At 51.6% G+C, this 22339-nt stretch carries 16 protein-coding genes; 12 read left to right on the top strand and 4 right to left on the bottom strand.

The features are described from left to right. The first annotated feature begins 36 nt into the window (after positions 1-36). From NST26_RS22855 to NST26_RS22815, 9 genes are all read left to right on the top strand, one after another. Positions 37-1269, top strand: a complete 1233-nt coding sequence (locus tag NST26_RS22855) for a hypothetical protein (RefSeq protein WP_340951092.1) — start codon at positions 37-39, stop codon at positions 1267-1269. A 23-nt stretch (positions 1270-1292) separates the two neighbouring features. Further along, positions 1293-2498 (top strand): collagen-like triple helix repeat-containing protein, encoded by a 1206-nt coding sequence (locus NST26_RS22850; protein WP_340951094.1) that lies wholly within the window; start codon positions 1293-1295, stop codon positions 2496-2498. Between the two features lie 31 nt (positions 2499-2529). Continuing rightward, entirely contained in the window at positions 2530-4857 is a 2328-nt protein-coding gene (locus tag NST26_RS22845; RefSeq protein WP_340951096.1) for a hypothetical protein, read from the top strand. 130 nt (positions 4858-4987) lie between these two features. Beyond that, on the top strand, positions 4988-6220 hold the full coding sequence (locus NST26_RS22840; protein WP_340951098.1) for a hypothetical protein: 1233 nt from the start codon (positions 4988-4990) through the stop codon (positions 6218-6220). 61 nt (positions 6221-6281) lie between these two features. After that, entirely contained in the window at positions 6282-7490 is a 1209-nt protein-coding gene (locus NST26_RS22835) for a hypothetical protein (protein ID WP_340951102.1), read from the top strand. 31 nt (positions 7491-7521) lie between these two features. Beyond that, positions 7522-9882 carry a hypothetical protein gene (locus tag NST26_RS22830; protein ID WP_340979824.1) on the top strand — a complete coding sequence of 787 codons (2361 nt, stop codon included), beginning with the start codon at positions 7522-7524 and terminating at the stop codon, positions 9880-9882. A 128-nt stretch (positions 9883-10010) separates the two neighbouring features. Continuing rightward, entirely contained in the window at positions 10011-10895 is an 885-nt protein-coding gene (gene rfbA / locus NST26_RS22825) for a glucose-1-phosphate thymidylyltransferase RfbA (protein ID WP_339249902.1), read from the top strand. 274 nt (positions 10896-11169) lie between these two features. Next, positions 11170-12573, top strand: coding sequence for a collagen-like protein (locus NST26_RS22820; RefSeq protein ID WP_340979823.1), 1404 nt, complete (start codon positions 11170-11172; stop codon positions 12571-12573). Between the two features lie 109 nt (positions 12574-12682). Further along, positions 12683-13816, top strand: a complete 1134-nt coding sequence (locus NST26_RS22815) for a glycosyltransferase family 2 protein (protein ID WP_340951110.1) — start codon at positions 12683-12685, stop codon at positions 13814-13816. Positions 13817-13872: 56 nt separating this feature from the next. Here NST26_RS22815 and dmpG read toward each other — a convergent pair whose 3' ends face one another. Genes dmpG through NST26_RS22800 form a run of 3 tightly spaced genes read right to left on the bottom strand, consistent with a single transcriptional unit; the run spans position 13873 to position 17548 of the window. Further along, entirely contained in the window at positions 13873-14880 is a 1008-nt protein-coding gene (gene dmpG, locus NST26_RS22810) for a 4-hydroxy-2-oxovalerate aldolase (RefSeq protein WP_340951113.1), read from the bottom strand. A 2-nt stretch (positions 14881-14882) separates the two neighbouring features. After that, positions 14883-15773, bottom strand: coding sequence for an acetaldehyde dehydrogenase (acetylating) (locus tag NST26_RS22805; RefSeq protein WP_339249897.1), 891 nt, complete (start codon positions 15771-15773; stop codon positions 14883-14885). Positions 15774-15778: 5 nt separating this feature from the next. Then, on the bottom strand, positions 15779-17548 hold the full coding sequence (locus NST26_RS22800) for a thiamine pyrophosphate-binding protein (RefSeq protein ID WP_340951118.1): 1770 nt from the start codon (positions 17546-17548) through the stop codon (positions 15779-15781). Between the two features lie 217 nt (positions 17549-17765). Between NST26_RS22800 and NST26_RS22795 the strand changes: the two genes are divergently transcribed. The 3 genes from NST26_RS22795 (at position 17766) to NST26_RS22785 (ending at position 21674) form a co-directional block, all read left to right on the top strand. Further along, positions 17766-19211: a glycosyltransferase gene (locus tag NST26_RS22795; RefSeq protein ID WP_339310686.1), complete on the top strand. Its 1446-nt coding sequence runs from the start codon at positions 17766-17768 to the stop codon at positions 19209-19211. Next, positions 19208-20152 carry an NAD-dependent epimerase/dehydratase family protein gene (locus NST26_RS22790; RefSeq protein WP_340951121.1) on the top strand — a complete coding sequence of 315 codons (945 nt, stop codon included), beginning with the start codon at positions 19208-19210 and terminating at the stop codon, positions 20150-20152. Before NST26_RS22795 ends, NST26_RS22790 begins: the two co-directional genes overlap by 4 nt. A gap of 79 nt (positions 20153-20231) precedes the next feature. After that, a complete protein-coding gene (locus NST26_RS22785) occupies positions 20232-21674 on the top strand; it encodes an amino acid permease (protein WP_340951123.1) in 1443 nt (480 codons plus the stop codon). Here the strand turns inward: NST26_RS22785 and NST26_RS22780 are convergent. After that, positions 21671-22282 carry a LysE family transporter gene (locus tag NST26_RS22780; RefSeq protein ID WP_340951125.1) on the bottom strand — a complete coding sequence of 204 codons (612 nt, stop codon included), beginning with the start codon at positions 22280-22282 and terminating at the stop codon, positions 21671-21673. The two genes, NST26_RS22785 and NST26_RS22780, sit on opposite strands and share 4 nt — an antisense overlap. Between the last annotated feature and the right edge of the window lie 57 nt (positions 22283-22339).

The raw sequence follows: 22339 nt of genomic DNA, 5'->3' as shown, positions 1-22339 counted from the left end.
AAGCAAATATGAAAGTGAAAGAAGGGTTGTGTCTATATGTCATCATTAATTCCGGTGCAACTGGGAAGTCCGGGACCGGCAATCAGGCTGTCAAGTCCGGTATTGCTGGAAGAGAGTCATCCCTACTTCCAAATTGATTTCAGTGTGCCTCTGTCGTTCAAGCCGGAAGTGTCCGGCAATTATCACCTGATCATCGGGTTATCTGTTCTGAAAGACGGAAATATCATCCATAGCCTTACTGAACCCTATATCGGCAACAGCAACGCCGGAGAAGCGCTGGTTGCTGATCTGAATGCAAGTATTAAGGGGAGCTTCGGGCAAGGCGTGCAGTCCTTTGAACTGGAGCTGCGTATTCTGTCTTCACAGAATATTGCGGCGAATCCGCTGGTTGGTCTTCCAGCAGTCTCAGTACAAGGATCCGCGGCTGATGCTGATGAATTCGGTCCGACGGGACCAACCGGTTCACAAGGTCCCTATGGTACGAAAGGTACGAAAGGTCCAACGGGCACCACCGGTCCGATCGGGATAACCGGCCCTGGCATCATGGGAACGAAGGGACCAAAGGGACCCACAGGGGCTACGGGTGTAGTGGTGGCAACGGGAGAGGGGAGCGGAACCGGAGCTACAGGCGCAACAGGTCTTGCCGGGATAGGAGTAACCGGGCCAACGGGAGCGACAGGAATTGGAGCCACCGGTATGACCGGATATGGGGTGCCTGGACCGGCAGGAATGACCGGACGCACTGGCATGACCGGGAATCCGGGGCCCGGATCCAGTATTACTGGAGACACGGGGACGACAGGACCCACAGGTGTAACCGGACCAGGCCGGGCGTTACCACTCGTTGTGAGCAATATTCTGCTGTCGAGCAGTCCCATCGAAAGTGAAATTGTGGGGCAACTTTCGGCGGTACAGATCAATTCGACAGATCAATGTGTAGTCATATCGGGTACTCTTCAGATAATGTACGGGAATCCCTCTAATGACCATTACAATAACAATCTTCTATATGAAGTGCGTCGAGATGGTCAGGAACTTGATACTAACGGTTTCTTTTTTTGGTCAAAAATATTCAATTATTCAATTAATCCGGCATCTAATTACGATCCTTCTGAAGAATTACTGTCCTTCTATGCGATTGATGAGAATCCGCCCCCGGGTCTTCACAACTATACGTTGCGCGTTCATATCTATGATGTGTCTGACAATACAACAATCAGCTATAGATCCTTCAATGCATCTGCAAAGGTATTCCAAAGAGGCAACTGAGACATAAAGGAGTTGAAACATGCATGAACATCTATTCGTCGCTTCCCCTTGGAGCCGGCAATGTGCTGGTGCTCACGGATATCCGTGCAGACTTGGAGCAGCCGTATGCATCTGCGGAATTACAGTTGTCGATTCCATTGCTGCTGGATATTCTGTCCCCCGGTTATTATCATCTGCACCTAAATGTTGAACTATGGAGGGCTAACGCTCTTGTTGAGATACGTGATGTATTCATAGAATCCACAGCACTGTCTGCCGGACTGGTTCAGACAGAATCAACGGTCAGATTCAATGATGTACTGCCCGCAGGCATTCATCAATACGAGCTAAGAGTGAAGCTGCTCCATTATCAGAATATCGCTTCGGATATCCGGGTGGGCTCCCCCCGGTTACAGACCGGTCCGGGACCCGTCATATTCAACGGTCCTATAGGTCCTCCAGGTCCAACAGGACCCACTGGTCTAACCGGACGTACCGGTCTATCTGGGGGCGCCGGGAGAATGGGAGAGGATGGCGTCTCGCTTACAGGCCCGACCGGGCTAACCGGAGCAACGGGTCCAACAGGGACAACCGGCTATGTAGGAAACTTTGCCGGACCCACCGGTGTAACCGGAGCAACCGGAACAGGGGTTACAGGGGCAACCGGACCTACGGGTGTGGGAAGTGCCGGAGCAACGGGTACAGCAATTACTGGCGATACCGGACCAGATGGTCCGACAGGACTCACAGGCTTCAACGGTCCGCCCGGATCAGGTAACGAAACGGGGGGAACTGGACCCCAAGGTGCCAGGGGACATACAGGAACCTTAGCGGATGGAGCATCTATTCCAATATTGACTTACAAAGTTTCACCAGGGGATGTAGGGTTTATTAATAAGCCCGAACTGCTTGCATCTCTCCAGGTGGATCCTGGAAGTGGACGATGCCAAATAGAGGGGATTGTAGGCTTATGGTTTTGGAAACCATCTCCTCGATTAAATTCTGGCATACGGTTAACCATCACACTTACTGATTCTGTTGGAAATACATTGTATCAGTATACTGATTATTGGCAGAAACAAGGTCCTGAATATGTTGAATTCGCTCAGACATTTCCATTTACCGTTATGTATGACGGGCCACCGACTACATTGACGCTAACTGAAGTAATTACCGGTGATGATCAAGAACGATTAATTATCGTGATTCTTCCAGCTGTCTTAACTTCCACGGTAATTCCGAATAACTAGCATTACGTACTATATCTAAGGCGGTGAAATTATGTCGAATCTAACAACTCTCCCTTTGGGAGCGCCGGGCCCGGCTATTCACCTGGCAGAGACGCTCGAAATCACTGCAGCTCAGCCTCAGGCGCATGTGACCTTTCATATCCCTGTTATCTTCCAGAGCAGCTCTCCAGGCGAATCCCTGCTGCGGATTGAACTGGAGACGATGCTCTCCGGCAGTGTGCTGCAGACTCAATTAGTCACGCTGTCCAATAATGGAACTGAGGAGACTGCAAGAACAATACAAGTTACAGTCAACCACCCGGCTTATCCGGGAACGTATGCCTACACTATACGAGCTCGGGTAGTCAGTTATATTAACATCAAGGCCGATCCTTATATAGGCAGAGCTGTTGCAGGGATAGCTTCTGTTCAGGCAATTCGGGCTGCTACAGGAATTACCGGTCCGACCGGCCCTACTGGAACGACCGGCACCCAAGGCCAAAGGGGAGACGGCGGCGGTTACGGTAACAAGGGCGTGACAGGAGCTACAGGATATGGAGCGACCGGTCCGACAGGAGATACAGGTGAACCAGGCCCTCCCGCAAGCGTCACTGGCGGAATCGGCACTGGGCCCACTGGTCCAACAGGGGCGACGGGCTTGACCGTAGTAGGTCCGACAGGTGCAACCGGTAATGCGGTGACAGGTGCGACAGGTACGAGTGTGAAGGGGACGCAGGGTGCACCAGGGAAGGAAGGTCTGCAAGGAGCGCCGGGACCAACAGGGACGATGGGTCCAGGCCCAAGAGGGCCAGCCGGCGCTACTGGTGCAACCGGCTCAACCGGCGAACCGCTGTCTCCTGCCCAATATCAATATCGTACTGATCCGATGGTGTTGACTGATTCTCCGCGAGTTTTTCTAACCTCGAACGTGCAGACTATGGCCGGACAACGCGTTCTATTACAGGGTAATGTCCGAATCACGTATCTCCCGCTCTCAGTAGCTACAAGAATTTCTGTTACTATTGGCTTTGCATATAACTTTTCTATCAATTCCTTCTTCCACTCGTTTAACTTTCAGACAATAGTCCAGGGCTATGGGAGCGATATGCCTGATCCCGGACAACGGGCCAGCGTACAGATTCCTTTTAGCCTGACGCATGCCCCCGAACCCGGTACAGGAACATATACTGTATTTTTGTCGCAGAACTCTAATCCACAGGATAATGTGACGCTGACGGCGGAGAACCGGTATCTTGTGGCAGAGGCAGTCGATGTCGGCACCATCTCCTCCCCGAACAGTTACGCTTATTTCCTGGCTGCGGGCGGGGTGCAAACCATCAATGCATTGGTTGGTCCCACCCAATCGGTTCCGATGGATCCCAATATCCAGTTCAACGCGAATGCAGCTTATGCCGCTTCAACAGGTGATGACATTTACTATGCGGTACAAGACAGGTTATACCAGTTCGACACAAAGGCCCAAGTGGTGAACTGGGGAATCGATCTGAATCAGGATATGCAGGCAACAGATCTGCTGCTTACGCCTGACCAGAGATATCTGTTCATCTCGGATGAAGCCAGTCCCCAGGTGCAGGTGTATGATCTGGTGAACAGTGTTACCGTCCGAACGCTGACGCTGGAATCGAATGTTCTCTTCTCCGCCGCTTCTCCAGACAGCCGCTATGCCTTCTTCTATATCTATACGGGTGAGGTTCATGCCTATAACATTGCCCTGGGAACACTGGAGCGGAATATCTTCAATGGATTGTATCCTATTCAGCCTCAGTTATATCCAGGCTACTCCAACCCGCTGGTAGTATCACCTGACAGTACCGAGGTGAGGTTTACTCCAGGTCTGGCACAAGTCTTTTATGCTCACGCGGAGGTTGGTAACTTCAATAACAAGGGTCTCAGAACTACATCCGGTAACGGGTCATGGGGCATTGTGCAGTTAAATAACGGAAATTGTATAACCATAGATAACGGGGTAGATCCAAATAATTCGGTGCAGTATGCTAATGTCAACCTTCTTAGACCCAATGGAGATTATTTGTTGGTACAATTTGGAGTTCCATTATACTCGCTGGTTCTATCACCGGATCAGCAGTTTGTTTGCATCCAAAGCGCATATGGTCTCTCTGTACTTGATTCTAATACTTTAGCAGGAAGTTCATTCCCCGCAATAACGGATCAAACCTTCCGGGGAGGAGTCAACTTCACAAGAGACAGTAGTTTTCTAGTTGTTATAGGGACTCAACATATTTACACGATAAGCTTAGAGGATCGTTCAATCCGAACCTTTGGCCTTCCGCCAGAACCAGCTAATCGGCCGCTGAACTACACCCTCTCCAGCGGAGCTTACAAAACGCAGAGTAAATAAAGCGAGGTTACGCGCGCTGCACAAGTTATGCTTAGGTCAATCCCTGTGGTTTCTGAAACTACGGGGATTAATCTGTTTTCACATCAAGCGGACAAGGCGAATTATAAAGTGACAGAAGGGTTGTGTTCACATGTCATCATTAATTCCGGTGCAACTGGGAAGTCCGGGACCGGCAATCCGGCTGGCAAGTCCGGTATTGCTGGAAGAGAGTCATCCCTCGTTCCAAATTGATTTCAGTGTGCCTCTGTCGTTCAAGCCGGCGGAGACCGGCAATTATCACCTAATCGTCGGGCTGTCTGTTCTGAAAGATGGAACGATGCTTCAGACTCTGACCGAGCCTTATATCGGCAGCGGCAACGCAGGGGAAGCGCTAATTGCGGATGTGAATGCAAGTATTACAGGGAGCTTTGGTCAATGGGAGCAATCCTTTGAAGTGGAGCTGAGGGTTCTGTCTTCACAGAATATTGCGGCGAATCCGCTGGCCGGCCTCCCTACAGTCTCTGTACAAGGAGTCGCGGCTGACGAGGATGACATCGGTCCGACCGGACCAACGGGTACGCAAGGTCCACGTGGTACACGTGGGCCTAACGGTCCGACCGGGAGCACCGGTCCGACCGGTACAACCGGCCCTGGGATCAAGGGAACGAAGGGACCTAAGGGACCCACTGGAGCTACGGGCGTGGTTGTGGCGACCGGATCGGAAAGCGTAACCGGACCAACGGGCCCTACGGGAACTACCGGGGTGGGACCTGCCGGTCCAAACGGAATGACAGGAATCGGAGCCACGGGTATGACCGGGTATGGACTGCAGGGCCCGACAGGAACGACCGGAGCAAGGGGGGAGACCGGGTACACAGGTCCAGGTTCAGGATTTACCGGTAATACAGGGACAACTGGCCCCACAGGTGTAACCGGACCCAGCCGTGCATTGCCGGTAGTTGTGAGTGATGCTCTGCTGTCGAGCAGTCCAGAAGAGAGTGAGCTTGTAGGCCAACTTCCGCCAGTACTGGTTACCTCGACTGATCAATGTGTAGTTGTAGCTGGCACTCTACAGATCAGCTACGGGAATCCCCCGGATTACGAATACAGCAATAATATTGTTTATGTGATACAACGTGATGGAGTCAACCTTCCTGAAGGCGCTTTGTTTAATTGGATGTTGTTCTATAATTATTCGAATGATCCATCATCTAATTCCATTCCTTCCGAACAATCGCTGTTCTTCTATGCCATTGATGATCATCCGCCATTAGGTCTTCACAGCTACACATTGTCGGCTACAGCTAGTACGATAACTCCAAACACAACTATCAGCTATGAATCCTTTAATGCAACTGCGAAGGTATTCCTAAGAGGGAACTGAACTATCTGTTCAAGAATCGTACAGAAGAACAGCATCTGAGTAATAAAGGAGTTGAATATACATGGACATCTATTCGTCGCTTCCTCTTGAGAGCGGCAATGAGCTTGTGCTTACGGATATCCGGACGGATGTGGAACAGCCGTATGCATCTGCGCAAGTGCAGTTGTCGATTCCAATGCTTCTGGATATACGGTCCCCTGGTTATTATCATTTGCATTTAAATGTTGAACTATGGAGAGCTAATGCACTTGCTGAAACTCTGGGTGTATCGATAGAATCAACAGCCTTGGCCGCTGGCCTTGTTCAGACTGAAGCCACCGTCAGATTCACCGATGAACTGCCTGCAGGTATTCACCAATACGAACTGAGAATGAAACTGCTGCATGCTCAGAACATCGCCTCGGATATTCGGGTCGGCTCCCCTCTAGTCCAGACGGGACCAGGGCCTGTTATATTCAATGGTCCGATAGGTCCTCCAGGCCCAACAGGACCCACTGGTCTAACCGGACGTACCGGTCTATCTGGTGGCGAGGGGAGAATGGGCGAGGATGGCGTCTCGCTTACAGGCCCAACCGGCCTGACAGGTCCTACAGGACCCACAGGGGCAACAACCTATATGGGAGCACTCAATGGACCTACCGGAGCCACCGGTGCCACCGGAATAGGAGTCACAGGAGCAACAGGAGTTACAGGGATGGGGGCTGTCGGAGCCACCGGTCCTGGAATAACAGGTGACACTGGGCCAGACGGTGGAACTGGGCCTACAGGCTTCACGGGTCCGCCCGGGGCAGGCAGTGAGCAGGGAGATCCTGGGCCAGAAGGTGCCAGAGGGCCTACAGGAGCGGGAGCGAATGAAGTTTTTATTCCAACATTAACTTACACAAGAAGCAGTCCCTCCATCACAGTGAATTATAATGAGCCTTTCTTGATTGCATCTCTCCCGGTGAATCCTGGAAGCAGCCGTTGCCAAATAGAGGGGATGGTAGAAATCGAATATTGGAGTAACTCAATTATAGAGAATAATGGATTGGAAATGACAATTACACTTACGGATACTGCCCAGAACACATTGTATCTGTATACAGATTATTGGCAGAAACAAACGGATTTATTTCGAACTGCACAGGTTTTACCATTTTACGTTATGTATGATGGCCCGGCAACGACCCTGTCGTTATCCATATTGGTTGTTGGTGAGGAACAAGATCAAAGGGATGTCTATATTAATCAATGCACCTTATCTTCAACGGTAATACCTGACAGCATCTGATGTTGCAGAGAATATCAAAGGCGGTGAAGTGATGTCGAATCTAACCACTCTCCCTCTGGGAACACCGGGACCGGCTATTCACCTGGCAGAGACACTTGACATTGTTGCAGCGCAGCCTAAGGCGCATGTAACGTTCCAGATTCCTGTTATCTTCCAGGCAGTGACTTCCGGTCCATCCTTGCTGCGGATTGAGCTGGAAACGATGCTCTCCGGCAGTGTACTGCAGACTCAACTGGTCACGCTGTCCCATACCGGAACGGGAGAGACTACCAGAACCTTACAAGTTACGGTCAACCATTCGGCGAATCCGGGAACGTATGCGTACACTATACGAGTCCGGGTCGTCAGCTATATTAACGTCAAGGCAGATCCTTCTATAGGCAGAGCCGTTGCAGGGATAGCTTCTGTTCATGCCGTTAGAGCCGCCACGGGGCATACCGGTCCGACCGGCCCGACTGGAACGACTGGCACCCAAGGTACGAGGGGCGGCGGCGGTGATTACGGCAATAAGGGCGTGACAGGGGCAACAGGGGCAACAGGGTACGGAGTGACCGGTCCGACAGGAGATACAGGCGAACCTGGGCTTCCCGCAAGCTTCACAGGCACAGCAGGTTACGGTCCGACTGGTCTGACCGGGATGACAGGGCTCACAGGAATTGGTCCTACCGGTGCAACCGGAATAGCCGTAACAGGGACTACAGGGTATAGTGTCAAAGGACCGCAAGGCTCACAAGGGGTGGAAGGTCTGCGGGGCGCACTTGGACCGACAGGTACCGGCAGCAAAGGCCCGACGGGACCGGCAGGTTCTTCCGGTGCAACCGGAGCGACAGGCGAATCCGTGCCCTCTCCCTTATATCAATATCGTGCTGATTCACAGGTATTGACCTCTGAGCTACAAACGGTTCTCACCCTGGATACATTGCAGACGAAGGCCGGACAACGCGTACAACTACAAGGGGATCTCCGCGTCTCCTATCTCCCGCTGGCAGAAGCTGTTCGAATTCCTCTTTCAATCAATGTTCTCTACAATAATGCAGTGATCCGCTCATTTGAATTCAGGTCCATCGTCCAAGGCTATGGCAGCGGTGAAGCTGATCCCGGCAAAAGAGCCAGTGTGCAATTCCCGTTCAGCCTGACGCATATCCCCGAAGCCGGACCGGGAGTCTATTCTGTTCAAGTGCAAATTGACTTAAATATTCCGAGTGCGCTCTCTCTGATTATGGAGAACCGGTATCTGGCGGCAGAGGTAATGGGCAGCGGGACACCTTACGTCGTCAGCGAGGCAACGGCTTATTTTCTGAAGGATGGTGGGGTTGGAATCCTGGATGCCCGGTCGGCTACCATTCAAATAATCCCTGTGGATCCTAGTATCAACTTTCTCTTAGGGCAAGTAGCTTATGCCGCCTCAGGAGACGACAAGTACATTTACTATGCGGTTGTAGATAAATTGTACCGGTTCAATATTCAATCCCGCGCCCTCGATTGGACAGTGGATTTAAACCTGGGTGCGCAAGTATTAGATCTGCTATTAACCCCTGATCAGCGCCATCTTTTTATATCGACTGGAATATCGACTGGAAATGTGCAGACGATTGTCTTTGATCTGGCCAATGGAAGTATTATTGATACCTTCTCCACGACATCCGTTGTACAATACTCTGCGGTGTCTCCTGACAGCCGTTATGCTTTTTTCTTACTCGTTGGGGGTCAGTATAATCCGGCGGTTCATGCGTATGAGATTGCAACGGGAACGCTTACCGAGAATATTTTTGGAGCTTATTCGGTCGCATTGGAAAGAACGGCTTACTCCAATCCACTCGTGGTTACGCCTGACAGTATGGAAGTGCGGCTGACACCGTCCATGAAGAACACTTTATACGTCTACGCAGAGATTGGAAATTTCAGTAACACCGGCTTAAAGCCTGCAGCTGGTCATAACAGCACGTGGGGGATTCGTCAGTTAAAATCCGGCGAAGCCTATATCATGGACAATGGGGAAACTCCTGACAACCATATCCCATTGAATGTTAGCCGTATCGACATTAATGGTAACTTATTAAACAGTTTGCGGGGGCCTATCAATCAGTATACGATCATTCTGTCACCGGATGAACGATGGGTGTGTGTACAGGGAACCCAGGAGCTCAAGCTGATATCAACCAGCAATCAGACGACACAGACTATTCCAATGACAGATATCTTCAAACTCGGTGCACTGAATTTCACTGGCGATAGCCAATATCTAGTTAATATCGGGTGGGAGAACATTTATATAATTAGCATGGCGGATTTCTCAATTCGGACCATTAATTATAATCCGGACAGTGATCCTTCTCTCGTACCGCTATATTACAGTTTCTCTAGCGGACATTACAAGACACAGAGCAAATAGAAGTGTAGTCCAAATTCAATAACATAAATGAAGATCAACCCATACGGTTCCGGAAACCAAGGTGTTGATCTTCACTCCATAACAAGGGGACAAGGGGAGAAATGTTAAGAATTGGGGAGCGTGGATAGATGAAAGGAATTATTCTAGCGGGCGGCTCGGGGACGAGGCTGCATCCGTTAACGAAGTCGATCTCCAAGCAGATCCTTCCGGTGTACGACAAACCTATGATTTACTATCCGCTATCTGTCTTGATGCTGGCAGGCATCCGGGAGATTCTGATCATCTCGACCGGAAGAGATGTCCGATTATTTCAGGACCTTCTGGGCACCGGCGAACAGCTCGGACTATCCTTTCAATATGCGGTGCAGGAACAGCCGCGGGGGCTTGCAGAGGCATTCCTGATCGGGGAGGAATTCATTGGTGCGGATCATGTGTGTATGATTCTGGGGGATAACATTTTCTATGGACAGAGCTTCAGCTCTATTCTGGAGAGAACCGTCCGGCGGCGGGAAGGTGCCACGATCTTCGGCTGCCATGTGCAGGATCCTTCCGCCTACGGCGTTGTGGAATTTGATAACATGGGTCGAGTGGTTGCACTGGAAGAGAAGCCGCTGTATCCCCGTTCTCATTATGCAGTGCCGGGCTTGTACTTCTATGACCGGCAGGTCGTGGAGATTGCAAGACACATTAAGCCTTCGCGGCGCGGTGAAATCGAGATTACGGATGTTAACCAGGAATATTTAAACAGAGGGCAACTCAATGTGGAGGTGTTCGGCCGGGGGATGGCTTGGCTGGATACCGGAACGCCGGATTCGCTGCTGGAGGCCGCTAATCTGGTCGAGACCGTCCAGAAGCGGCAAGGGCTCTACGTGGCCTGCATCGAAGAGATTGCCTTCAATAAAGGCTACATCACCAGAGAGCAACTGCTGGAGCTAGCCCGGCCGCTGCGTAAGCTGACCTACGGACAATACTTGTCCAGCATAGCAGAAGAATCTCTTGTTGAGGGTAGCTGAGATTCATGAACAGCGCAGAAGAGAATGTTCCAGCTTGACTGACGGACACATTCTGGACTTGGAGCATATATTGGTATTCACAGAGCAGAGGAGAATTGGTGGATGGTGATGAAGCCCATTCTGATGAGTTCATCCACTAAGTCCACACCAAACCTGTACACTTGAATACTACTATATTAATCATTAAGTATGCTGCTGACCGGGGTTGTCCGTTGAGCATTATTCCCTGCGCATACTGGAATGAAATCCAAATCTGTAAGGATGTGACCATGTAATGGCTTTTTTATCAACAGGACCTATTGAGAATAATCCTGTGAACGGAGTGAGACCTACTCAGCAGGTTACAGTCAAAATTGATAACCGCAGCGAGGCTTCTGCGTACTCATTAACCATTCAGGGTTATCAATTGACCGGCGGAACGAGAGTGATGTACGTAAGCGAATTACTCAATGTTGCAGCGAACCAGGTAATCACGAAGAATTACTATGCCGACGTCAATGCTTATGAATTCACATTTATTACATCACCGAATTCATCGGAGGAAGTTGAGCCGGTGCAGATCTCGCTATGGGGCAAGAACGCAGCGGGTCAATTGGTAACGGCACACCGTTTAGTATCGGAAGAATTGTTAGGGGCAGACAGAGGTGGCAGCGGCGGAGCAACAGGGCCGGCGGGAGCAACAGGGCCGGCAGGAGAGAGAGGCCCGGCAGGATTACCAGGGGCGCCAGGAGAAGCTGGACCAGCAGGACCTACCGGACCTACCGGGCAAGGGGGAGGAGAATCAGGAGCCACAGGAGCCACAGGAGCCTCAGGACCTACAGGAACAACAGGAGAACCTGGACCTACAGGAACTACAGGATTCCAAGGCCCCCAAGGAACCACAGGGCCCGGAGGAGGAGCTCGGGGAGACACAGGTCTTACAGGAGCTACCGGAGTCACGGGTCTTACTGGGGAAACGGGAGCCACAGGAGCTACCGGAGTCACGGGTCTTACTGGGGAAACGGGAGCCACAGGAGCTACCGGAGTCACGGGTCTTTCTGGGGAAACGGGAGCCACAGGAGCTACCGGAGTCACGGGTCTTACCGGGGAAACGGGAGCCACAGGAGCCACCGGAGTCACGGGTCTTACCGGGGAAACGGGAGCTACAGGGCTTACAGGAATGACAGGAGTCACAGGAACGACTGGTCCTGTATTAGCAGGTGAAGGCTTCTCGGTATTTCTGCCAACCTTGGTGACAGGCACCACGGCCACGTTTGTTGGCTGGGAAGAAACGTCGCCGTATTACGGCAATGCGGCATTCGATGCAGTTTTGGGTGAATACACCGTTCCAGAAGCAGGCAGGTACTCTATTGAAGCTACAATTAACTTTGCTTTTGATGCTGCGGTCACCACAGCGTTAGGTGCAGATGTGAATCCGTCATTAGTGGTCCAAAAAACTACGCCAGCTCCAGCTATAGATCTGGTCACCGGATTATTACCGGTACTGGATGTGGCTGTCGCCGGAACTTTAACCCTTAGAACACTTCTTAGAAGCGGTACTGTTACCTTAGCAGGTGAAGTGGAGCTTGCGGCAAATGATGTGATCAGTCTCATCTATCAGCCAGATGGATTGGCGCTTAATTTGGATTTAGGTGCTACAGATCCAGGTGTTGTATGGTCTGTTCACAGATTAACCTGATCCTGAAAGGAACCTGCTTTATTTTGCAGCGAGCTTAAGGGCCATCCTTTGCGGGATGGTTTCTTTTTTTATATTTTTGTATATCGAATCATTCTCAGGAGGCGGGGAGATGGAAGCAGAACAGGAAGGTCTGTTCAGTCTGTGTATGATTGTGAAGAACGAAGAAGCTGTGTTAGGACGTTGTCTGGACTCGGTCAGAGACCTGATGGATGAGATCATTATTGTGGATACGGGATCGACGGACAGGACTGTCACTGTGGCAGGCTGGTATACAGAGAAGGTGTTCACTTATCCGTGGGATGAGGATTTCGCAGCGGCCCGCAACTATTCCTTTGAACAGGCGACGATGCCTTACGTGATCTGGATGGATGCCGATGAGCTTCTGGCCGCACCTGAAGCGGAGAAACTGGCCCGCTTGAAACGGCAACTGAAGGAGGAACAAGCCGGTGTAGAGGTGATCTTGATGGGAAGCCGGCTATTTCCACAGCCCTCCCAAGCGGGTTCCGCTTTAGTAGTGGTCCATTCGGAATATCGTCCCCGGATTGTCAGAAGCGGGCAGCATTTCCAGTGGCATGGGCGTGTCCACGAGGAACTGGATATTGGAGCAGGCGCTTCCATGAACACGGATATTTACATGGACCATCGTCCATCCGCTGTTCATACGGAACGCAACCTGCAGATTCTGAAGCGCTGGATCGCTCAGGAAGGCAAGGCTGAAGGAAGGCTGCTCTTTCACTATGCGAATGAATGCTTCGAGACACGGGACTATCAAGCTGCGGCGACTTCCTATGAAGAGTTGCTGAAGGAACCAAACGGCTGCAAAGATGAACGGATTACAGCTTGTCTGCGGCTGTCCGAATGTTACCGGGAGCTGGGGGAAGCGGGGCTCAGGCTGAATAGCCTCTTCCGCTCCTTCAGCTACGGGCTACCCCAGGCGGATGTCTGCTGCGGTGTCGCCGGATTCTTCGAGGAGCGCAGAGAGTGGGAGAGTGCAATCTACTGGTATCTCCAGGCGATCGCCCGGCAGACAACAGGACCGGGGAACCGTCCTGTCTCCCAAGCTTATTATACCTGGCTACCTCATGTCTTGGTCAGCCGCTGCTGCGCCGCTGCAAGAGAATGGAAGCAGGCCTGGCAGCATAATGAGCAGGCCTTGGCTTACCTGCCGGGTAATCAGGTCTTGCTTGGCCAAAGAAGCGAATTGCAGAAGGTGCTGGAAGAAAGACGGGGCAGGTCAGAGTAATGCAGAAGCAGGCAGCCGTGGGTTACAACTGCCTGCTTTATTGTATTTATTGAAGCTCAAGGGAAGTCATGTCGCGCTAAGGTCAGCGCTGCCTCAAGAATCAGATCCTCCTGACCGGCCACGACCTTCCGGCGTCCAAGCTCGACCATGACCGCCTTGGGATCAACATTGTACTCCTTGGCAATCCGTTCCACCGGCTTCACGAAGCCGGAGAACACACCGGCCATACCGCTTACGATACTCATGCTGCCGAGTTTGGGCGCTTTGGCGAAGGCACTCTCTGCTTGCTCTGCCAGCTCAAGCAGCGCATAGAGCTCAATTCCTGTGTCCCAGCCGGATTGATGAAGCGCTCCAACCAGCACCTCCAGCTGCGCATTGCCGGCCCCGGCGCCGAAACCGCGTGCTGTGCCGTCAAGGATGGAGGCTCCCGCCTCGGCGGCAGCCAGTGAGTTGCCGATTGCCAGGCCCAGATTGTTATGGGCATGGAAGCCCACAGGGATGTCAAGGATGCTGCGCAAATACTGAATCTTTCCGGTGACATCCTTGGGCAGATAAGCACCTGCCGAATCCATCAGAATGACGGCTTGTGCTCCGTAGCTCTGCATCTTAAGAGCTTCGATGCCCAGCACCTCAGCGGGAGCCATATGAGACATCATAAGAACACCGTAAGCGGTCCGGTTCTGTCCGCGCACATATTCGATATGGCGTTTTGTCAGATCTGCCTCTGTGCAATGGGAGGCGACACGCACGATATCGACTCCCAGATCCAGGGCAGCCCGCAGATCGCGGTTAATTGTAGCGAACCCTGGAATGACATGGATCGATAACAGCGTGTGCCGGAGATTGCTTCTGCAGATGGACAGCATCTCTTCATCAGACAGCAGACTTTCACCAAGCTGAAGAGAGGAGGCACCGAGGCCGTTGCCATGTCCGACCTCCAGCACTGCTAGCCCTGCCTTCTCTGCCATCCGGGAATAAAGATCCAGATTCTCCCGGGTCAACTGATGCTTCACAGCATGGGAGCCGTCCCTAAGCGTAGGGTCGCTAATGATAAGTGGGAGCATGATCATTCTCCTTTGCACACAATAAGCGAGCGTCTGGCATATTCTTCTGCCAGGGCGATCGCCGCGCAATTGATAATATCCAGATTTCCGGCATAGGTGGGAAGGAAGTCGCCAAGTCCCTGGACCTTGACCATCATGGCGATTCTGCCGTTCTCAATGACCGGAGGTACAATAATCTGATAGCCTGGGACATAGTGTTGAATTCGGGTGACCATTTCCTCTACTGCCTTGCTAAGACTATCCATATCAGGTTCAGGAACAACGGCGAAGAGTGTAGTCTGCATATCTATACTGGGAATGGCAGGGTTCAGATTAAGGATGGCCTTGGCCCGCCTGCAGCCGGTATAGCTGCGGAGAGCATCCTCAGTAGCTCCAATATATTCATCCAGGTTAATTCTTGTGGCAGGTCCTGCGCTCAGAGAGGCGATGCTTGATACAACCTCTATATACGATAACTCCTTTTGGGACTGGGCAATAGCATAGGCTAGCGGCACGGAAGCCTGGCCGCCGCAGGTGATCATATTTACATCGTTACTGTCCAGACATTCCTGCAGATTCACAGCCGGGATACACGTTGTCCCTAGCTGCGAGGGTGTCATATCGATCACGAACTTGCCCAGTTCCTTCAGCAAGGGATAATGACGGATGTGGGCGGCGGCAGAGGTAGCATCGATAACAATGTCGCAGCATCCGGGATTGTCCAGAATGGCATTGATGCCTCTGTCGGATACCTGTACGCCAAGCTCCCTGGCAAGCTGAAGTCCTCTGGAATCCGGGTTTCTCCCTGAGAAGAGGGAACATGTCAAGGACTCGGAGCGCAGAACTTTGATAAGCAGGTCTGTCCCGATATTGCCGCTTCCCAGAATGGCAACGTTCAGCTGATTCGTGCGCATGGCAGTCACTCCAAGCAATTAGATTGGTATTCATCCCTCGGGAGAAAAGGGAACATATCATCGTAAGCTGTAGATATCATCGTTCCATCCTCCAGCTGACGGGAGGATACACGCGGAATGAGCAGTTGATCGGTTGGTGTCATAATCTCACAGATCATCGGCCCCGGGTGGCGGAACAGCTCGTTAAGCTGATCATCCAGGTGGTCAAGCTGTGAGATTCTCAGATAGCCTAAGTCAAACGTCTCGGCAAGCCGCTCGAATGGAACGAAGCTTACCCCTGAATCCGGTCCTTCCCCCAGATAACGCCCGCCCATGAAGTTGGACTGGGTATGGCGGATCAGCAGATAACCGCCATTATTGATCAGAATGAACTTCACAGGCAGCCGATGATGACGGATGGTCTGCAATTCCTGCAGATTCATCTGAAACGATCCGTCACCTGTAATACAGAAGACCTCTCTTCGGCCAGCGGCTACCGATGCACCTATGGCACCGGGCGTATAACCCATAGTGGATAATCCGCCTGTGATGATATGCCGTTGCCCGGCTTTGACTTTGAAGGCCTGGGCATGGACATGGAAGCAGGAGCCGGTGTCAACTACGAAGAGGGCATCCTCTGGTGCGAGCTCTGAGAACCGGGTCATGAAGCGGTAGGAATTGATGCCGCTGCTGTCATCGTCATATTCAGGCAAGTCAACAGGGTAACGCTGCTTCCAGTATTGTGTCTGCCGGACCCACCCGGTATAAGAGGCTTCTCCGTCCCATAACGCAGTGAGCCTTATGAAGAAATTGCGGGCTTCTCCCTGCACCGGAATGTCAGGAATGACCGAGGGCTTATTCAATTCCCTGGCATCAATATCCACATGGATTTTGAAGGCATTCTTGGCAAAGTCGGCAAAATCATAACCGACCAGCCCGATCCCAAGCCGGCAGCCCACGGTTAGCAGAAGGTCACAATTCTGTACCGTGAAATTCGCTGGCCGGTCACCGTATGTACCGGGACGGCCGACAAACAGGGGATGATCATGATCCATCAGGTCCATTCCCAGACGGGAGGTCAGTACGGGAATGCCGGTAGCTTCCGCGAATGCATGCAGCGCTTCTACCGCATCTCCATGCCGGACGCCTGCACCTGCCAGCAGACAAGGCCGCTTGCTGCGCTTCAGCGCAGCAAGAACCTGATCAAGCTCAGCATCTGTGATCTCGGGTACCTTGGCTATTGGTTCTGTGAATCCCGGGAAGTCATCCGGGTCAAAGGCTGCGCCTTGCAGATCCACCGGCACCTCCAGATAGACCGGACCTACCCGGCCGTTCTTGGCGAGATAGATGCATTTCTCCACTTCATAACGGACTTGTGAGAGGTCCTCCAGCCTGACAGCATATTTGGTAATCTGGCGAAAAATATCCAGAGAATCGAAGCCTTGCAGAGCGAATTGCCGCGGTCCTTTCACCTGGGCAAGCGCAACCTTGGAATTCCCACCAACTACAATCATTGGGGAAGAATCGACATAAGCTCCGGTTATGCCTGTAATGGTATTCAGCGCTCCAGGCCCTGCGGTAACGTAAGCGACGCCAAGCTTGCCGGTCATCCTTCCGTAAGCCTCAGCGGCCATTGCGGCAGCCTGCTCGTGGTGACAGCAGACATATTCCTGCTTGCCATGCTGGTAGAGCGCATCGGTCAGATGCATAATCATTCCCCCGGTGACCAGGAATACGGTCTCCCCGCCTTCATCATATAAAGAGTGCGTGATATAATCCGCAACCCTCATTCTCATTTATGCTTCCTCCTTCCTGAAGCACAGCCATACCCATAGCATGCCGGCTTCACTTGACTTGATAAGCCTATTTATATGCGGATTTTGCGGGAATAGGTCCATAAGATTCACTTCATCCGGATTTTCTCCTGGACCTGATGGTTCAGATGGACTCATAACTTGTGCAGTTAGTGAATAACGTATATGTAAATGTCTTAATGAAAAAGGGGCTATTCTCTTGAACAATCCACCATCACTTCTGAAGGAGACGGGTTACATATCGAATCCATCCAGCGTTTCAATAGGTAGAAATGTCACGGTGCAAGGCGGGTATTACTGGAACATTCATGAACCGGCTTCGGGCAATACTCCCCAACTTACAATCAGGGATGGGAGCCGGTTAGAGACAGGTTTGCATGTGCAGTGCAGCCATAAAGTCCATATAGGCCGGAATGTGATGATTGGGCCTTATGTCAGCTTGACGGACTCTGTAGCGGCTTCAGTCAGACCAGGTTATCCAGGCTGGGCACAAGCGACAGATGTTCTTAAAACCAGCGGGGAACTGATAGTGGGCGATGGAAGCGTAATCGGTGCACACGCTGTAATTGACGGACCGGTCAAGATCGGGAAATTCAGTATTATTGAGCCTAACAGTGTTGTTGTGGATCATGTTCCAAGCTTTTGCAGAGTCTCGGGTAATCCGGCTGTTGTTACACAAGTATTCGTTCCTGAGTTACTGGAGTGGGTTAAAGTGAACAGTGATACGGAGAGAGAGTCCGCACTTGCCCGCCGCACAGAACATCCACTGCTGTCGATCGTGATTCCGACCTACAATCGCGTACATCATCTTGGCAATAATCTGCAATCCATCTATAATCAGGTCTCCGATGAGGATCTAGTTGAAGTAGTGGTGTCAGATAATGCATCGCCAGATAATACACAGGAGGTAGGCCGTGTATACACTAACCTATTCTCCAGTTTTCGTTACAGCCGCAATGAACAGAATATCGGTGGCGACTTGAACATCGCTTATGTCAGTACGCTGGCTAATGGCAGCTTCATTAAACTACAGGGAGACGATGATTACTGGCTGGATGGAGCGCTGATTGATTTCATCGGAATTCTTCTGGAGCATTTGGATTGTGCGCTGATTCATACGATGCCATTTCATCCTGATAATCGGGTTTATACTTTAGAGGGCGGTGACTTATTCCTGGCTCATACGAGTAATAATGCAATGCAGATTTCCATGAATACTATGAAAAAATCCGTGTGGGATCAAATTGAGGATAAAAGCAAATATGCTTATACAAGTATTAATCAAATCTACTGGTTCTATGAAATTCTAATTCTTGATCCTAAGTTTTGCATTATCAATCGTAATTTTTATCTTTACGCAGGAATAACTCCGGAGGGATACAACGTAGGTGAGGTATGTATTAAACATTTCCTGGATGCATTACACCATTATGAAGGCCGTACCTTGAAGAGTGAGACCATTCAAGAGGAAAAAAAGAAACGCTTCTACAATGTGATTCTACCGTTGTACGGAACAATTGTTAGAAATAGATTTGCCAGTGATGTGTCTAACCTTGAGCAGTATTACACGGACTATTATGCGAATGAAGATTATTATGAGGATGGTCTGCTGAAGCTGCGGGAGATCTCGGTGATGCGGCCATGATAAACAATAAGCGTAAGACTATTGCCATTCTAGGAGCCACGGGTCATATCGCCAAGAACCTGATTCTCGGTCTTGCAGCGACGCAGGAATATGAATTGTATTTATTCTCACGGTCCAGGGAGAGAATGGTCCTTTTCCTGACGGAGAACCAGCTTCAGGAGCGTGTTAAGCTCTGTGAATACAATGAATTTGCACGAACGGCGGACTATGATGTCATTATTAACGGGGTGGGAATTGGAGATCCGCAGAACCTGGTTCAACATCCGTTCCAGGTCTTTCAGATTACTGAGCAATACGACAATCTGATTCTGGACTATCTGCACAAGAATCCGGCTGCTATATACATCAATCTGAGCAGTGGGGCGGTATACGGGTCTGAATTTGATCAGCCTGCTACGGACGGGAAATGGCTTAAGCTTGATCCCAACCATCTGTCCGCTCAGGAATTTTATGGGATTACCAAGCTGAACATGGAGGCCAAACACAGAAGTCTGAGCCAGCACCGCATTGTGGACTTAAGGGTCTTCGGTATTTTTAGCGCGTTCATTGATTTGAACTCCCGTTATTTGCTGACGGATATTATTCACCACCTTAGAAAGGGAGAGATACTGCACACCTCACCGGACAACATCGTTAGGGACTATGTGCATCCCGAGGATTTGATCCAGCTTATCAAGCTGTGTATGAGGGAAGAGGCAGGAAATGAGGTATATGATGTGTTTTCACTGAATCCTGCGGCGAAGTTTGAGATTCTGGATTACTTTGCAGATCACTACGGGCTTAGGTATGAAATAGAAGATAACTCTTCCTATAACTCGATAACCGGCTCCAAGAATAACTATTATTCACTTAACCATAGTGCCACCCAAATAGGCTACCTGCCCCGTTACACCTCACTTCAGAGCATACAGACCGGTTACAGGCATCTGTCCCGAAATTAAATTCATGAATTCCCGCCCTTAGGGAATTATAGAATTCTTAGAGACCTCTCTAATTCTGAACACGATAAGGACGGAATTCATGAAGCAGACTTCTGAATCAACGGGCAATGAGAAGAAACTGAAGTGGTGGCAGCTCAGCCTGCTCGGCATTGCGGGGACGATCGGGACCGGGTATTTCCTCGGCTCGGGGCTGGCGATCTCGATGGGCGGTCCGGCGGTGCTGCTGGTGTACCTGCTCGCGGCGGCGGGAACCTATGCGGTCTTCGATGCTCTAGCCCGGATGACCGCGGCGCAGCCGGAGCAAGGCTCCTTCCGCTCTTATGCCAAGCAGGCCTTCGGGGACTGGGCGGGGTTCGGCAGCGGCTGGTTATACTGGTTCTCGGAGCTGCTGATTATGGGCAGCCAGCTTACGGCGTTGTCGATCTTCTCGCGGTTCTGGTTCCCGGGCGTGCCGATGTGGATATTTGCAGCCGGGTATGCGGTGGTCGCTCTGGGGATTGTATTCTTCGGCAACAAAGGCTTCGACCGGGTGGAGAACGTGCTGGCCGTCATCAAGGTGGCGGCTATTCTTATGTTCCTGGTGATTGCGGCCCTGCTTCTGGCAGGCTGGATTGGCGGTGGCAAGTTCACTCCGAAGGTGCCAATGAGCTATAAGGCATTGTTCCCGTCAGGGGGCATCGGGTTATGGTCCGCCTTCATCTTCGCCTTCTATGCCTATGGCGGGATTGAGGTGCTGGGGATTATGTCTTACCGGCTCCAGAAGCCGGAGGAAGCGCCGAAGGCGGGGAAGGTGATGCTGCTGGGGCTGGGAACGGTATACATCTTGTCCATTGGACTGGCGGTGATTATGGTGCCGCTTAGCGCCTTTAACCCGAAGGAAAGTCCGTTTGTTCTGGCTCTGCGCAGCGACCATCTGGCCTTCGTGCCCCATCTGTTTAACGGCGTGCTGATCATTGCCGGCTTCTCAACGATGACTGCGTCGCTGTATGCGATTACCTCGATGATGCTTACGCTGGCCCAGGAGGGGGATGCGCCCAAGGTGTTCTCCAGGAAGTGGAAGGACAAGTATCCGCTGCTGGCGCTGTGCCTGATCGCGGGCGGTCTGACGGGTACGGTAATTATGGCCTTATTGCTGCCGGGCAAAGTCTATGAATACGTCACCACCGCCGCCGGGCTGATGATTCTCTATAACTGGGCGTTCATCCTGCTCTCCTCGGGCAAGCTGCTGAAGCGGGGCGTGCTTAGCGGAGTGAAGCGCTGGAGCGGGCTGGTGCTGATTCTGGCTGCGGTCAGCGGCACGCTGTTCCATAAGCTTAGCCGCCCGGGCTTCTATATCAGCCTTTTGATTGTAGCTCTGATTGGGCTAAGCGACTGGATACTCCAGCATTACCGGAGCAAGCACGGGCACGAGGCAGCAGACAAGGAGCAGCGCTCCGAAGCGGATACAGGAAGCTTCCATTCATTGCCCGGAGGGCCGGGCTTCCGGATTAAGGGCATCCGGCTGCGGAAGAACAAAATCTAATGAAAGAACAGCAGCCGGGCCGCCTGAATCCCGAAGTAGAAGCCGAAGCCGACCAGCGACAGGCCGGACAATACGGAGATGGCTTTCAGTACCCGCTGAGTCAGGAATTTGCGGAACATGCTGGAGGCAGCGGCCATCGTCATATCCCAGAGCAGTATTCCGAGGACAATAGCCCCGCTGTAGATCAGTATCTGCTGCATCGGGTATTCATTAACCGCCTTGGCTAAGATCGAGCCGTAGATGCCCAGCCAGAACAGAATGGACAGCGGATTGAACAGCGACATGAGGAATCCCGACACGAAGGATTTGGATAGGGAGATCCCGCTGCCCCTCGTTTCTGCTGCCGTGATCTTCCCCGAGTGCATGATGCTTTCAATACCGGTATAGACCAGCACGAAGAAGCCGAACAGCCACAGGAAGGCCTTGACGAACGGGGCATCCAGCAGATGGATCATCCCCAGATAGACCAGCAGCATGTAGATAATATCGGCGCTGATGGCCCCGAGACCCACCACCCAGGCCGGCAGGAAGCCTCCGCGCAGCCCCTTGTCCAATTGGGCGGCATTAATGGGGCCGATGGGAGCTGACAGGGATAACCCCAGCACCATATAACCTATGAATATGTTAATGTTGTCCTCCTCCTTTATTCTATATAGATAGCTTAT

Origin of the sequence: Paenibacillus sp. FSL R7-0128 (assembly GCF_038002245.1) — a bacterium.
Taxonomy (GTDB): domain Bacteria; phylum Bacillota; class Bacilli; order Paenibacillales; family Paenibacillaceae; genus Paenibacillus_AQ; species Paenibacillus_AQ silagei.
This window is presented reverse-complemented; position numbering and strand designations above follow the sequence as displayed.

Coding starts and splice junctions, on each gene's coding strand:
- NST26_RS22800 (WP_340951118.1), bottom strand. CDS start 17,548: ATGAGAATGAGGGTTGCGGATTATATCACGCACTCTTTATATGATGAA.
- dmpG (WP_340951113.1), bottom strand. CDS start 14,880: ATGCTCCCACTTATCATTAGCGACCCTACGCTTAGGGACGGCTCCCAT.
- NST26_RS22815 (WP_340951110.1), top strand. CDS start 12,683: ATGGAAGCAGAACAGGAAGGTCTGTTCAGTCTGTGTATGATTGTGAAG.
- NST26_RS22835 (WP_340951102.1), top strand. CDS start 6,282: ATGGACATCTATTCGTCGCTTCCTCTTGAGAGCGGCAATGAGCTTGTG.
- NST26_RS22850 (WP_340951094.1), top strand. CDS start 1,293: ATGAACATCTATTCGTCGCTTCCCCTTGGAGCCGGCAATGTGCTGGTG.
- NST26_RS22840 (WP_340951098.1), top strand. CDS start 4,988: ATGTCATCATTAATTCCGGTGCAACTGGGAAGTCCGGGACCGGCAATC.
- NST26_RS22785 (WP_340951123.1), top strand. CDS start 20,232: ATGAAGCAGACTTCTGAATCAACGGGCAATGAGAAGAAACTGAAGTGG.
- NST26_RS22820 (WP_340979823.1), top strand. CDS start 11,170: ATGGCTTTTTTATCAACAGGACCTATTGAGAATAATCCTGTGAACGGA.
- NST26_RS22790 (WP_340951121.1), top strand. CDS start 19,208: ATGATAAACAATAAGCGTAAGACTATTGCCATTCTAGGAGCCACGGGT.
- NST26_RS22805 (WP_339249897.1), bottom strand. CDS start 15,773: ATGCGCACGAATCAGCTGAACGTTGCCATTCTGGGAAGCGGCAATATC.
- NST26_RS22830 (WP_340979824.1), top strand. CDS start 7,522: ATGTCGAATCTAACCACTCTCCCTCTGGGAACACCGGGACCGGCTATT.
- NST26_RS22780 (WP_340951125.1), bottom strand. CDS start 22,282: ATGGTGCTGGGGTTATCCCTGTCAGCTCCCATCGGCCCCATTAATGCC.
- NST26_RS22855 (WP_340951092.1), top strand. CDS start 37: ATGTCATCATTAATTCCGGTGCAACTGGGAAGTCCGGGACCGGCAATC.
- rfbA (WP_339249902.1), top strand. CDS start 10,011: ATGAAAGGAATTATTCTAGCGGGCGGCTCGGGGACGAGGCTGCATCCG.
- NST26_RS22845 (WP_340951096.1), top strand. CDS start 2,530: ATGTCGAATCTAACAACTCTCCCTTTGGGAGCGCCGGGCCCGGCTATT.